Origin of the sequence: Pseudomonas sp. C9 (assembly GCF_002000165.1) — a bacterium.
Lineage (GTDB): Bacteria > Pseudomonadota > Gammaproteobacteria > Pseudomonadales > Pseudomonadaceae > Aquipseudomonas.
Genome location: NZ_MPAK01000001.1, coordinates 2,234,385 through 2,247,232, shown reverse-complemented (window position 1 = coordinate 2,247,232; position 12,848 = coordinate 2,234,385). Strand labels below are relative to the sequence as shown.

General features: G+C 58.1%; 12 protein-coding genes. 8 read left to right on the top strand and 4 right to left on the bottom strand.

All coding sequences use genetic code 11. From position 1 onward, the window contains the following. Window positions 1-144 precede the first annotated feature (144 nt). Window positions 145-1,839 (bottom strand): lactate permease LctP family transporter, encoded by a 1,695-nt coding sequence (locus tag BMS17_RS10620; protein ID WP_046031911.1) that lies wholly within the window; start codon window positions 1,837-1,839, stop codon window positions 145-147. A 263-nt stretch (window positions 1,840-2,102) separates the two neighbouring features. On the opposite strand from BMS17_RS10620, the gene BMS17_RS10615 reads away from it, so the two are divergent. Continuing rightward, complete coding sequence (locus BMS17_RS10615; protein WP_046031912.1) at window positions 2,103-2,870, top strand: GntR family transcriptional regulator; 768 nt, start codon at window positions 2,103-2,105, stop codon at window positions 2,868-2,870. A 131-nt stretch (window positions 2,871-3,001) separates the two neighbouring features. On the opposite strand, the gene smpB is transcribed toward BMS17_RS10615, so the two are convergent. After that, the gene (gene smpB / locus BMS17_RS10610) at window positions 3,002-3,484 is read right to left on the bottom strand and encodes an SsrA-binding protein SmpB (RefSeq protein WP_028623113.1); all 483 of its coding nucleotides are present in this window, start codon (window positions 3,482-3,484) and stop codon (window positions 3,002-3,004) included. 118 nt (window positions 3,485-3,602) lie between these two features. On the opposite strand from smpB, the gene BMS17_RS10605 reads away from it, so the two are divergent. The 3 genes from BMS17_RS10605 to BMS17_RS10595 are packed head-to-tail and all read left to right on the top strand — an operon-like array spanning window position 3,603 to window position 5,755. Then, a complete protein-coding gene (locus tag BMS17_RS10605) occupies window positions 3,603-5,006 on the top strand; it encodes a sodium-dependent transporter (RefSeq protein WP_046031913.1) in 1,404 nt (467 codons plus the stop codon). A 7-nt stretch (window positions 5,007-5,013) separates the two neighbouring features. Continuing rightward, window positions 5,014-5,448 carry a type II toxin-antitoxin system RatA family toxin gene (locus BMS17_RS10600; RefSeq protein ID WP_046031914.1) on the top strand — a complete coding sequence of 145 codons (435 nt, stop codon included), beginning with the start codon at window positions 5,014-5,016 and terminating at the stop codon, window positions 5,446-5,448. Then, window positions 5,441-5,755, top strand: a complete 315-nt coding sequence (locus BMS17_RS10595) for an RnfH family protein (RefSeq protein WP_046031915.1) — start codon at window positions 5,441-5,443, stop codon at window positions 5,753-5,755. The genes BMS17_RS10600 and BMS17_RS10595 overlap by 8 nt, the downstream gene beginning before the upstream one ends. Window positions 5,756-5,816: 61 nt before the next feature. Here the strand turns inward: BMS17_RS10595 and BMS17_RS10590 are convergent, their stop codons facing one another. After that, complete coding sequence (locus BMS17_RS10590; RefSeq protein WP_046031916.1) at window positions 5,817-6,344, bottom strand: outer membrane protein assembly factor BamE; 528 nt, start codon at window positions 6,342-6,344, stop codon at window positions 5,817-5,819. Between the two features lie 97 nt (window positions 6,345-6,441). Between BMS17_RS10590 and fur the strand changes: the two genes are divergently transcribed. Further along, a complete protein-coding gene (gene fur, locus BMS17_RS10585) occupies window positions 6,442-6,846 on the top strand; it encodes a ferric iron uptake transcriptional regulator (RefSeq protein WP_003197684.1) in 405 nt (134 codons plus the stop codon). Between the two features lie 75 nt (window positions 6,847-6,921). Here the strand turns inward: fur and recN are convergent, their stop codons facing one another. After that, window positions 6,922-8,595, bottom strand: a complete 1,674-nt coding sequence (recN, locus tag BMS17_RS10580) for a DNA repair protein RecN (RefSeq protein WP_046031917.1) — start codon at window positions 8,593-8,595, stop codon at window positions 6,922-6,924. Window positions 8,596-8,835: 240 nt separating this feature from the next. Here recN and grpE point away from each other — a divergent pair, with 240 nt between their 5' ends. The 3 genes from grpE to dnaJ all read left to right on the top strand — a co-directional run bounded on the left by grpE (window position 8,836) and on the right by dnaJ (window position 12,843). Beyond that, a complete protein-coding gene (grpE, locus tag BMS17_RS10570) occupies window positions 8,836-9,402 on the top strand; it encodes a nucleotide exchange factor GrpE (RefSeq protein WP_046031918.1) in 567 nt (188 codons plus the stop codon). A gap of 102 nt (window positions 9,403-9,504) precedes the next feature. Next, window positions 9,505-11,421 carry a molecular chaperone DnaK gene (dnaK, locus tag BMS17_RS10565; RefSeq protein ID WP_007942898.1) on the top strand — a complete coding sequence of 639 codons (1,917 nt, stop codon included), beginning with the start codon at window positions 9,505-9,507 and terminating at the stop codon, window positions 11,419-11,421. A gap of 297 nt (window positions 11,422-11,718) precedes the next feature. Next, entirely contained in the window at window positions 11,719-12,843 is a 1,125-nt protein-coding gene (gene dnaJ / locus BMS17_RS10560; protein ID WP_046031919.1) for a molecular chaperone DnaJ, read from the top strand. Window positions 12,844-12,848: the final 5 nt, after the last annotated feature.

Genomic DNA, 12,848 nt, shown 5'->3' with positions numbered 1-12,848 from the left:
GTCTCCGGGTGGTCCCGGTTATCCGTCCGCTGAGGCTGCTGAATATAGAGAGGGAAGCTTTCAGCAGCCTTGCAGACCGGGTTGTGAATTGCTGACGCCGGAATCGTGGTCCGGCGTCGGTTTTTGCTTTTTAACGTGTAGTACTTAGTGCACCAGCATGCCGGTGAACCAGTAGGCCTGGGCCAGGGTGATCAAGCCGACTATCGTTGCAAAGAATAGGCTGTGCTTGAGGGTGAAGCGGAACAGATCCGATTCCTTGCCCACCAGACCGGTCGCGGCGCAGGCCACGGCGATCGATTGTGGCGAGATCATCTTGCCGGTCACGCCGCCACTGGTGTTTGCCGCCACCAGCAACACATCGTTGACGCCGATCTGGTGCGCGGTGGTTGCTTGCAACGAACTGAAGAGTGCGTTGGAGGAGGTGTCGGAACCGGTCAGGAACACGCCCAGCCAGCCGAGGAACGGCGAGAAGAACGGGAACGCTGCACCCGTCGCCGCCAGCACCAGAGCCATGGTCGAAGACATGCCCGAGTAGTTGGTGACGAAAGCGAACGCCAGCACCATACCGATGGACAGGATCGGCCAGCGCAGTTCGTAGAAGGTCTCTTTCAAAGTGGTCAGACCAGTTTTGATGTTGATCTTCAGAACCAGCATCGAGATCAGCGCAGAGAAGAAAATCGCCGTGCCGGTCGCGGAAATCGGGTCAAGTTTGAACACCGCCGGAATGGCAGTCGGCGCCGCCACGATCGGAGCAACCTTGATCACCATTTGGTCCAGGTGCGGAATGGCGAAGTTGAATACGAAGCTGTACATCGAGCCGCCAGCAGCGAACATGGCTTTGAACGGTTTCAGGGTCCAGATGGTGACCAGTACGGTGAGGATCAGGAACGGTGACCAGGCTTTGAAAATTTCACCGAGGCTGTAAGGCGAGGCCACGGTGGTGCGCGGTTGACCGAAGCCGCCGGCGCTGGCGGTCACCACGGACGCGGAGACGGCACCGACAATGTGTTGGCCCGCGGCGCGTTTCGGCTGCCAGACTTTCAGGAACAGGGTCAGCGAAATCAGGCTGGCCAGGGCCGAGGTGATGTCCGGCAGTTCCGGTCCAATGAAGTTGGACGTGAAGTATTGGGTGATGGCGAAGCTCAGTCCAGCCACCAGGGCAGCAGGCCAAGTTTCCCGAACGCCGCGCAGGCCGTCCATCATGAACACCAGCCAGAACGGCACGAACAGCGACAACAGCGGCAGTTGGCGACCGGTCATGGCGCCGATCTTGAACGCGTCGATGCCGGTCACTTGCCCGGCGACGATGATCGGGATGCCCAGGGCGCCGAAGGCTACCGGCGCGGTGTTGGCAATCAGGCACAGGCCCGCGGCATACAGCGGATTGAAGCCCAGGCCAACGAGCAGTGCGGCGGTAATCGCTACCGGCGCGCCGAAACCGGCTGCACCTTCCAGGAAAGCGCCGAAGCAGAAGCCGATCAGCAAAACCTGCAAGCGCTGGTCGTCGGTGATCGACAGTACCGAGCTGCGGATGACTTCAAACTGACCGCTCTTGACCGTCAGTTTGTAGAGGAACACCGCCGCCACAATGATCCAGGCGATGGGCCAGAGACCGTAGGCGAAACCATAACCGGCGGCGGCGAACGCCATGTCGACCGGCATCTGGAAGGCAAAAATCGCCACGGCGATGGATAACGCCAGGGTGATGCTGCCGGCCACATGACCTTTGAGGCGGAACACCGCCAACGCCAGGAAGAAAAACACGATAGGGATGACGGCTGCGAGGGCGGAGACGCCGAGACTGCCGAGCGGGGTGTAGAGCTGTTGCCAGGTTTGCATATGGGGTGGCCCCTAATTGTTGTTGGTCAGGCACTGGGCAGCGTTTTTGGTTAATTGGTAATACCAATTTACAATCGCTGTTGGCTAGGGTAAAAGCCTTATGCGCGGCGTGTCAATTTGCCGCCCTAAAACTTTTGTCGAATAAGCCGTGTGCAGCGCATCGGATCGGTTTGATCGAGCGTCGTCTTGCCAGATGCTGGCGTCGCGCCAATAGGCCAGAATAGAGATCCCGGCAAGCTGTCGGGATCGTGGAGAATTGAGTTATGGGGTTTGATCAGATTCGTCAGCGCCGTTTGTCTGACGATATTGTCGAGCGGCTCGAAGGGATGATCCTGGAAGGCACGCTGAAGCCTGGTGAGCGCTTGCCGGCCGAGCGCACGCTGGCTGAGCAGTTCGGTGTGTCACGCCCTTCATTGCGCGAGGCGATTCAGAAGCTGGCGGCCAAGGGTTTGCTGGTCAGTCGCCAGGGCGGTGGCAATTACGTCGTCGATTCGTTGGGGTCGACCTTCAGCGATCCATTGCTGCAGCTGTTGGAAAATAACCCTGAGGCGCAACGCGATCTATTGGAGTTTCGCCACACGCTGGAAGCGTCCTGCGCTTACTACGCGGCCTTGCGTGCCACCGATGTGGACCGTGAGCGGCTGACGGCCGCGTTTGATGAGTTGCAGGACTGTTATTCGCGTCACGATGACGTCAGTCGGGCTGAAGAGGGTGCGGCAGATGCGAAATTTCACCTGGCGATTGCTGAGGCCAGTCATAACGCGGTGTTGCTGCACACCATTCGCGGGCTGTTCGATCTGCTCAAGCGCAACGTGGTGACCAATATTGGCGGCATGTACAAGCAGCGCACCGAAACCCGCGACATGCTGATCACGCAGCACCGGGAGTTGTACCTGGCGATTATCGAGGGGCGGGCGGAGCAGGCGCGGGAAGTCTCCAGCCGGCACATTTTGTATGTGCAGGAAGTGCTGGAGGAAGTGCGTCAGGAAGTGCAGCGCATGGCTCGGGCGGAGCGGCGCAAGGGGATGTAGTCAGTGGGGCTTTGTGGTGCTTGTGCTATCGCCTTCGCGAGCAAGCCCGCTCCCACATTTGTTTTGTGTCGTTCACAAATCCAATGTGGGAGCGGGCTTGCTCGCGAAAGCGGTCTCAGGCAGAAAGAGAATTAATCTTCCTTGCCCTTGTTGCGCACCGCACGCTGCAACTCGCGACCGGCGTCGCGCTCGCGTTCGGTATCACGCTTGTCGTATTCCTTCTTGCCCTTGCCCAGTGCGATCTCGCACTTGACCATGTGCTTGCTCCAGTACCAGGACAAGCATACGCAGGCATAACCTTTCTGTTGCACGGCCGCGGCGAGCTTTTCCAGCTCGCGGCGGTTGAGCAGCAACTTTCGGGTGCGGGTCGGGTCAGCGATGACGTGGGTGCTGGCGGTCATCAGGGGCGTAATGTGGCTGCCAAGCAGCCAGGCTTCGCCATCCTTGAGCAGCACGTAACTGTCGACCAGTTGCAGCTTGCTTGCCCGCAGACTTTTTACTTCCCAGCCGGCCAGGACCAGACCAGCCTCGAACCGATGTTCGATGAAGTAATCGTGTCGCGCCTTTTTGTTCTGCGCGATGGTCCCTGTTGGGTGTTTCTTCTGTTTAGCCATAGGGGCGGCATTATAGGGAGTTGCGCGCGAGTCGGCTACGGTATCGCTACGTGCTTGAGCAGGTTGATTGAATCCCGGACAATGCGGCCTCTTTTTTGAACGCTTGGGCGTGATAACGATGTCGACAGACAAGGTTTCTGTCCACGGCAGTTGGGCTAGCCGCTGGGTCTTCATACTCGCCGCGACCGGTTCGGCCGTGGGCCTGGGTAGTATCTGGAAATTCCCCTACATGGTCGGCGTCTATGGCGGCGGCGCTTTCGTGCTGATGTTTCTGGCCTGTATCGCGCTGATCGGTGTGCCGGTCATGCTGGCCGAAACCCTGATAGGCCGTCGTGCCCGGCAAAGTCCGGCCAACGCCTTGAAGGTGTTGGCGCTTGAAGCGGGGCATTCGGCCAAATGGTCGTGGGGCGCATTTGCCGGGATGATCACGGCGTTGCTGATCCTGTCGTTCTACAGTGTGGTCGGTGGCTGGTCGCTGGATTACATCATCGACATGGGGCGAGGCGACTTCCAGGGCGTGACGGCTGACCAGGTCGGCGCGTACTTCGGCAATGTGATCGCCGATCCGTGGCGCCTGACACTTTGGCACACGATTTTCATGCTGTTGTCTGCCGTGGTGATCGCCAAAGGCGTGGTCGCCGGGCTTGAGCGCAGCTTGCGGATCATGATGCCGCTGCTGTTTGTGATGGTCATCGTGCTGCTGGGTTACAGCATGACCACCGGCCACTTCATGGAAGGCGTGCATTTCATGTTCGACTTCCACCCGGAAAAAGTACTCGACGGTTTGCTGCCTGCCATGGGGCACGCGTTCTTCTCGCTGAGCGTCGGTGTCGGTTCGATCATGATCTATGGCGCCTACATGCCAAAGCATTCGTCGATTTCCGGGACCGTCGTGGGCGTGGCGCTGCTGGATACGTTCGTTTCGCTGGTGGCTGGTCTGGCGTTGTTTCCGCTTGTGTTCGCAGCGGGCTTGAACCCGAGCGAAGGCCCTGGCTTGATGTTCGTCAGCCTGCCATTTGCTTTCGGCAACGTAGCGTTTGGTCAGTTGATGGGCGTAGTGTTCTTCGTGCTGGTTGCGGTGGCTGCCTGGAGTTCGGCGATTTCGCTGCTTGAGCCCATGGTGGCTTACCTGGTTGAACGCACCAAAATCCGCCGCGCCTGGGTGACGTTCTGGTTGGCTTTCTCCTGCTGGTTCGTCGGTCTGGGTACCGTGTTTTCCTTCAATATCTGGAAGCAAGCCAAGTTTTTCGTGAACGATGGCGGGATGTTCCACCTCTACCAATGGGGGGCGACCGGTGGTCTGGACTTCTTTGGTGTGATCGATTTCTTTACCTCACGGATCATGTTGCCACTCGGTGGTTTGTGTTTCGTGGTGTTTGCGGGCTGGATCATGGGGCGTGAAGCGGTGCGCGACGAGTTGTCGATCCGCAGCCCGATGCTGTTTGGTCTGTCCCTGTTCTTGATGCGCTATGTGGCGCCCATCGGCATTCTCGTAGTGTTTGCCGCCCAGCTGTGGAAGTGACGCTGACATGACGACGCATATTCAACGTTCGGCCTTGCTGCCGTATCCGGCACAAGCGCTGTATGACCTGGTCAACGACGTAGCGCGTTACCCCGAGTTTCTGCCGTGGTGTTCGGCCGCCGAAGTGCTGGAAATTTCGCCTGAGTACATGCGTGCCAGCGTGGGTGTGGCCAAGGGCGGCCTCAGCCAGCATTTCGTCACCAGAAATACTCTGGTGCCGGGGCAATCGATCGAAATGAACCTCGAGGAAGGTCCTTTCACCCAATTGCACGGCGTGTGGGTGTTCAAGTCGCTGACTGAGAAGGCCTGCAAGATCAGTCTGGACCTGTCGTTCGACTACGCCGGGCCGATTGTTCGCGCAACGTTGGGGCCTTTGTTCAATCAGGCGGCCAACACGCTGGTGGACGCGTTCTGCCAGCGCGCCAAGCAGATACATGGTTGAGTCGGTGATTGAGGTCGAAGTGGTGTATGCCGCCGTGGATCGCCAGGTATTGCTCTGCGTAACGATGCCAGCAACATCGACGGTGCGAGCCGCCGTGCAATGCTCAGGCATTGGTGCAGAGTTTCCGGAGCTGGATCTGGCGGCTTGTCCTGTAGGGATTTTCGGCAAGGTTATCGCTGACCCGGACAGTCGACGGGTTCGGGCTGGGGATCGCATCGAGATTTACAGACCTTTGCTGGCCGACCCGAAGGAGGTTCGCCGGTTGCGCGCAGCCAAGGCTGCCGAGGCCAAAGCACGGAATCAGTGATTCGATCAAATTCCAGACAATAAAAAACCCGGACATTCCGGGTTTTTTATTGCGTCGCAAATTATTGCGGCGTGGTGTCCAGCGGTTCTGGCGTCGGGACTGGAACGGTTTCTACACCGTCGACGTCCTTCTGGATCTGATCCAGCAACGAACCAGGCTTGGCCGGTTTTTCTGGTTTCGGTTTCTCGACGTTTTCCACTGGCGCAGCGACTGTGGTGCCGCTGTCCTTGCCGAGAATGGCTTCGTCGCGGCTCACGCCTGGCATGAAATCACCAGAGAGGCTGACAAGCTGGTCATTTGGGTTGAAGATAACGCTAATGCGTTCCTGTTGGCGTTCACCGCCACCCGGTTGCAGGCTGTACAGATAATCCCAGCGATCGGCATGGAACGTGTCAGTCAACAGAGGGTTGCCCATGATAAACCGTACTTGCTTGCGGGTCATTCCCGGGCGTAACTGGTCTATCATGTCCTGCGTGACGACATTGCCCTGCTGGATGTCGATTTTGTAAACCCCGGGGAATGAACAACCGGCGAGTGCGAGCAGTCCCACAAAGGTGAAACTGGTTAGCAAGAGCTTGGTGTTTTGCATCGGTGGGCGACTTCCACTATCTTGGCTGGGACAACGTAAACGCCGATCATACCCGCATTAAGAGAAGCTGCGAAGCAGCATCGCGAGAAAGCTGACCATGGTTGAAAATAGCGAACTACGCAAAGCCGGCCTCAAAGTGACCCTGCCACGGGTCAAAATTCTGCAAATGCTCGATTCCGCCGAGCAACGCCACATGAGTGCCGAAGATGTTTACAAGGCGCTGATGGAGGCTGGTGAGGACGTCGGTCTGGCCACGGTTTACCGTGTACTGACTCAGTTCGAGGCAGCTGGCCTTGTGGTGCGGCACAACTTCGACGGAGGCCACGCGGTCTTTGAGCTGGATGACGGCAAGCATCACGACCATATGGTCAACGTCGAAACCAGCGAAGTGATCGAATTCTTCGACGAAGAAATCGAGCGCCTGCAGAAAGCCATCGTCGACAAGTATGGTTTCGAGATGGTTGATCACAATCTGGTGCTGTACGTACGCAAGAAAAAGTAAGCATGTCGCGCGAATTTCAGATTCGCGAAACGAACGAAGGCGACCCCAGGGTCGCCTTCGTGCTGTCTGCTGTTCCTAAATTTTTGCGGTAACGACCATTTTTTTCGCGTGTGCCAGAGATTCCTTGGTGAGGTCGATGCCTCCCAGCATCCGCGCCACTTCTTCGATGCGATCATTTTTGCTCAGCTTGGAGACAGCCGTATGAGTTGCATCCTCGCCCCGCACCTTGTGTACGAACAGGTGTTGGTGACCCTGCGCTGCCACTTGCGGCAAGTGAGTCACTGTCAGCACCTGCCCCCGCTCCCCAAGTCGACGCAGCAGTTGGCCGACGATTTCGGCGGTCGGACCACCGATACCCACGTCCACTTCGTCGAACACCAGTGTTGGTACGCGTGAGGTTTGTGCGGTGATCACCTGAATAGCGAGACTGATCCGCGACAGTTCGCCACCCGAAGCTACTTTGGCCAAGGCTTTCAATGGCTGTCCAGGGTTGGCGCTCACCAGCAGTTCTACCTGTTCGAGCCCGTTGGGTAACAGCTCATCGCTGCTGTTGGGTCGTAGTTCGATGGTGAAGCGGCCCCCCGGCATGCCCAGTCGCTGGATTTCCTGCTCCACGGCGCTGGCCAGGCTGCTCGACGCCTGATGGCGCAAGTCACTCAGTTCACGCGCGCGCTCCTGATAATGACGGGCATAGGAGGCCAGCTCATCGCTGAGCCGCTCGATGGATTCGTCGTTGGCATTCAGGGTTTCGATTTCATCCAGCAGCCGCTGCTGCATCTCCGCGACTTCAGTCGGCTGGATGCGGTGCTTGCGTGCCATGGTGTAGATCGCATCCAGGCGTTCTTCAAGGTATTGCAGTCGCGCGGGGTCGGCGTCGAAGTTATCGAGGAAGCGGTTCAGCTCACCCACGGCTTCTTCTACCTGGATTTGTGCGCTGGTCAGCAGGCTGCTGGCTTCGCCCAGGGCGCCGATTGAATTGTTCACGCTCGAAAGACGGTTGAGGCTGGCGGTCAGGGCGTTCAGGACGTTGCCGGAATCACTTTCGCTGCATTGCTCGACGACTTGTCGGCAGATGCCCAGCAGGGTTTCGGCGTTGGTGAGGTTCTTGTGTTCCTGCTCCAGTTGTTCCAGCTCGTTTTCGCCGAGGCCGAGGTTTTCGAGTTCTTCGAGTTGATAGCTGAGCAATTGATGGCGAGCGCGCTGCTCGTCGCCGGAGTTGGAAAGGCGTTCGAGCTCCTGGCGCGTCTGGCGCCAGCGCTGGGCAGCCAGTTGTACCTGGCGGGCAAGGTCCGTGGCTCCGGCGTACTCGTCGAGGAGGCGGCGGTGGGTGTCGGTCTTGAGTAGCGATTGGTGTTCGTGCTGGCTATGGATGTCGATCAGCAACTCGCCCAGGGCCTTGAGGTCGCCGAGAGGGCAGGGCGTACCGTTGATGTAGCCGCGGGAGCGGCCTTCGGCAGTGATGACCCGACGCAGGATGCAGGGACCATCGCTTTCGAGGTCGCGCTCGGCGAGCCAGGCACTGGCTTCCGGAATATCAACAAGGTCGAAGGTGGCCAGGATGTCAGCCTTGTCTGCGCCTGGGCGGACCACGCCGCTGTCGGCGCGGTCACCCAGAGTCAGGCCCAGGGCGTCGAGCATGATCGACTTGCCAGCGCCGGTTTCCCCGGTGATCACGCTCATCCCGCGATCGAGTTCGAGATCGAGATGTTCAACGATGGCGTAGTTATGTACGGACAGGTGCACCAGCATAAAGGCCGCTCCCAGGCTTTAGGTCTGGTTATTTATACAGTGTTTTATTTGTGCCTGACAATGGCCTCGCTTGGCTCGATTTGCTTGGCCTGACGAAATGCCCGGTGCATCGGGTAATCGCAATGCAGCGCTTTTTGTAAGGGTAATCGCACGAATCCCCTTGAAGCTGGATTTTGCGGCCCCATATACCGGGACAGAAGCGCGAGTTGAGCTCGCGGACGATATTGAAAGGAGAAATCTATGGCTGACGAACAGACAGTGGATACGCAAAATCTAGACGCCGATCAGGCTCCACAAGCTTCGGGCGATGACCTGACGGCTCGTGTACAAGTGCTCGAAGAGCAACTGGCAGGCGCGCAGGATCAGGCTTTGCGTGTAGCCGCCGATCTGCAGAACGTCCGCCGTCGCGCCGAGCAGGATGTAGAAAAGGCTCACAAATTTGCCCTGGAGAAATTCGCGGGCGATTTGCTGCCGATCATCGACAGCCTTGAGCGCGGTCTGGAGTTGTCCAACCCGGACGACGAAAGCATCCGTCCAATGCGCGAAGGCATCGAGCTGACCCTGAAAATGTTCCAGGACACCCTGAAGCGTTATCAGCTGGAAGTGATCGATCCGCATGGCGAACCGTTCAACGCCGTTCAGCATCAGGCAATGGCCATGCAGGAAAGCGCCGATGTCGAGCCGAACAGCGTGCTCAAGGTGTTCCAGAAGGGCTATCAGCTCAATGGCCGCCTGCTGCGCCCGGCCATGGTCGTGGTCAGCAAGGCGCCTGCGCCAGTTTCGCCTTCGATTGATGAGCAGGCTTGAAAATGGCCGCAAGGCCCCCATTTATAAGTCAAGCGTTTAAGTGCTACCGCAGTTAGCCACCACTGCTGCGGCAACCAAATCCAAAGTTTCGGGAGAGTGAACATGGGCAAAATTATCGGTATCGACCTGGGGACCACCAACTCCTGCGTCTCCGTACTTGAAAACGGCGTAGCCAAAGTTATTGAAAACGCTGAAGGCGCGCGTACCACGCCGTCGATCATCGCTTACGCCAACGATGGCGAAATCCTCGTTGGCCAGTCGGCCAAGCGTCAGGCTGTGACCAATCCGCACAACACCTTGTATGCGGTGAAGCGTCTGATCGGTCGTAAGTTCGACGAAGAAGTCGTACAGAAAGACATCAAGATGGTCCCTTACAAAATCGCCAAGGCTGACAATGGCGACGCGTGGGTAGAAGTGAACGGCCAGAAAATGTCGCCGCCACAAATCTCGGCTGAAATTCTGAAGAAAATGAAGAAGACCGCCGAAGACTACCTCGGCGAGCCAGTGACTGAAGCGGTCATCACCGTTCCGGCCTACTTCAACGACAGCCAGCGTCAAGCCACCAAAGACGCCGGCCGCATCGCGGGTCTGGACGTAAAACGTATCATCAACGAACCAACCGCAGCCGCACTGGCTTACGGTATGGACAAGGCGAAGGGCGATCACACCGTGATCGTTTACGACTTGGGCGGCGGTACTTTCGACGTTTCCGTGATCGAAATCGCTGAAGTTGATGGCGAGCACCAGTTCGAAGTATTGGCCACCAACGGTGACACGTTCCTGGGCGGTGAAGACTTTGACATTCGTCTGATCGACTACCTCGTTGACGAATTCAAGAAAGAAAGCGGCATGAACCTCAAAGGTGACCCGCTGGCCATGCAGCGCCTGAAAGAAGCCGCTGAAAAAGCCAAGATCGAGCTGTCCTCTGCTCTGTCGACCGACGTGAACCTGCCGTACATCACTGCAGACGCCACCGGTCCGAAGCACTTGAACGTGAAGATTTCTCGCGCCAAGTTGGAAGCACTGGTTGAAGACCTGGTTCAGCGCACCATCGAGCCTTGCCGCATCGCTCTGAAAGACTCCGGTATCGACGTTGGCGCAATCAACGACGTGATCCTGGTAGGCGGTCAGACCCGTATGCCACTGGTTCAGAAACTGGTAACCGAGTTCTTCGGTAAAGAAGCTCGTAAAGACGTGAACCCGGACGAAGCTGTTGCCATGGGTGCTGCTATCCAGGGCGCGGTATTGGCCGGTGACGTCAAAGACGTTCTGCTGTTGGACGTCAGCCCGCTGACCCTGGGTATCGAAACCATGGGCGGCGTGATGACCGCGCTGATCGAGAAAAACACCACGATTCCTACCAAGAAATCGCAAGTGTTCTCGACTGCCGATGACAACCAGGGCGCTGTGACCATTCACGTGCTGCAAGGTGAGCGTAAGCAAGCGGCTCAGAACAAGTCCTTGGGCAAGTTCGACCTGGCCGACATTCCACCAGCACCACGTGGCGTGCCACAAATTGAAGTGACCTTCGACATCGACGCCAACGGCATTCTGCACGTAGGCGCCAAAGACAAGGCCACCGGCAAGACTCAGTCGATCGTGATCAAGGCCAACTCCGGTCTGTCCGAGGAAGAAATTCAGCAGATGATTCGCGATGCTGAAGCCAACGTCGACGCAGACCGCCAGTTCGAAGAGCTGGCAACCGCTCGCAACCAGGGCGATGCGCTGGTTCACTCGACTCGCAAAATGGTCGCTGACGCTGGCGATAAAGTGACTGCCGAAGAGAAGACTGCGATCGAAGCTGCTGTTGTTGCTCTGGAAGCCGCTGTCAAAGGCGACGACAAAGCTGCAATCGAAGCCAAGGTTGAAGAACTGTCGAAAGTCTCTGCTCCAGTGGCGCAGAAGATGTACGCCGAACAGGCTCAGCCTGCTGAAGGCGCGGCACCGCACGACGAAAAAGCTGAAAAGGCTGACGACGTTGTCGATGCCGAGTTCGAAGAAGTCAAAGACCACAAGTAAGTTGTTGGTCGCCCGGTTGACTGCCTTTAGGCGGTGACTGGTAGGATGTCGCCGCGCGGGAGCTTGCTCCCGCGTTGGCGTGTCTGGAATACGCGAATTTTTACAGCATGCGACAGCGTTCGCGTGCTGCTGGTATGGCCGGGAATGCTCCTGCTTTTCGAGCCGCAAGTACCGCAATGAATCAAAGACCAGGATCGTTGAATTGACGTGAGTTGGGTCCGGGCCTGTATTGGGGCTCAACGAGTTTGGCAAGGCTCAGGAGAGGTTTGCCGAACGTCCTCAAGAGTGCAAAGACTTATGACAAAGCGTGACTATTACGAAGTATTGGGTGTTGAGCGTGGCTCAAGCGAAGCAGACCTGAAGAAGGCCTACCGCCGCTTGGCGATGAAGCATCACCCGGACCGTAATCCCGATGACAAAGCGTCGGAAGAAATGTTCAAAGAGGCTAACGAAGCCTACGAAGTGTTGTCAGATTCCAGCAAGCGCGCGGCCTACGACCAGTACGGTCATGCCGGTGTCGACCCGAGCATGGGTGGCGGCGGTGCCGGTTTTGGCGGTCAGAACTTCTCCGACATCTTTGGCGATGTCTTCAGTGACTTCTTCGGTGGCGGTCGCGGCGGTTCCCGTGGCGGTGCCCAGCGCGGCAGCGACCTGCGTTACACCCTGGAACTGAACCTGGAGGAGGCGGTGCGCGGTACCACCGTGAATATCCGCGTTCCGACGCTGGTCAACTGCAAGCCGTGCGACGGCTCGGGTGCCAAGAAAGGCTCCTCGCCAGTCACCTGTCCGACCTGCGGCGGTATTGGCCAGGTCCGCATGCAGCAGGGCTTCTTCTCGGTGCAGCAGACCTGCCCGCGTTGCCATGGCCAGGGCAAGATCATTTCCGACCCGTGCAACTCCTGCAACGGCGAAGGCCGTGTTGAAGAGTACAAAACCCTTTCCGTGAAAGTGCCGGCCGGTGTCGATACCGGTGACCGCATTCGTCTGTCCGGCGAAGGCGAGGCGGGCGCTCAGGGTGGGCCGACTGGCGACCTGTACGTGGTGATCAATGTGCGCGAGCACGCGATCTTCCAGCGTGATGGCAAACACCTGTTCTGCGAAGTGCCGATCAGTTTTGTCGATGCGGCGTTGGGCGGTGAGCTGGAGATTCCGACCCTTGATGGTCGAGTCAAACTGAAGATCCCTGAGGGGACCCAGACCGGCAAGCAGTTCCGCGTTCGCGGCAAAGGCGTCGCGCCGGTGCGTGGCGGCGGTGCGGGTGACCTGATGTGCCGTGTCGCGGTCGAAACCCCTGTCAATCTGGGTCGTCGTCAGCGTGAATTGCTGGAAGAGTTCCGTAGCTCTCTGGCAGACGACAACAGCCATTCGCCCAAAACCACCGGTTGGTTTGAAGGTGTGAAGCGCTTCTTCGGCGATTTGTAAGGAGT

Bases quoted from the DNA above. Each gene is read 5' to 3' on its own strand.
- grpE (WP_046031918.1), top strand. From the start codon at position 8,836: ATGGCTGACGAACAGACAGTGGATACGCAAAATCTAGACGCCGATCAG.
- BMS17_RS10605 (WP_046031913.1), top strand. From the start codon at position 3,603: ATGTCGACAGACAAGGTTTCTGTCCACGGCAGTTGGGCTAGCCGCTGG.
- BMS17_RS10620 (WP_046031911.1), bottom strand. From the start codon at position 1,839: ATGCAAACCTGGCAACAGCTCTACACCCCGCTCGGCAGTCTCGGCGTC.
- BMS17_RS10595 (WP_046031915.1), top strand. From the start codon at position 5,441: ATGGTTGAGTCGGTGATTGAGGTCGAAGTGGTGTATGCCGCCGTGGAT.
- fur (WP_003197684.1), top strand. From the start codon at position 6,442: ATGGTTGAAAATAGCGAACTACGCAAAGCCGGCCTCAAAGTGACCCTG.
- smpB (WP_028623113.1), bottom strand. From the start codon at position 3,484: ATGGCTAAACAGAAGAAACACCCAACAGGGACCATCGCGCAGAACAAA.
- BMS17_RS10600 (WP_046031914.1), top strand. From the start codon at position 5,014: ATGACGACGCATATTCAACGTTCGGCCTTGCTGCCGTATCCGGCACAA.
- dnaK (WP_007942898.1), top strand. From the start codon at position 9,505: ATGGGCAAAATTATCGGTATCGACCTGGGGACCACCAACTCCTGCGTC.
- BMS17_RS10590 (WP_046031916.1), bottom strand. From the start codon at position 6,344: ATGCAAAACACCAAGCTCTTGCTAACCAGTTTCACCTTTGTGGGACTG.
- recN (WP_046031917.1), bottom strand. From the start codon at position 8,595: ATGCTGGTGCACCTGTCCGTACATAACTACGCCATCGTTGAACATCTC.
- dnaJ (WP_046031919.1), top strand. From the start codon at position 11,719: ATGACAAAGCGTGACTATTACGAAGTATTGGGTGTTGAGCGTGGCTCA.
- BMS17_RS10615 (WP_046031912.1), top strand. From the start codon at position 2,103: ATGGGGTTTGATCAGATTCGTCAGCGCCGTTTGTCTGACGATATTGTC.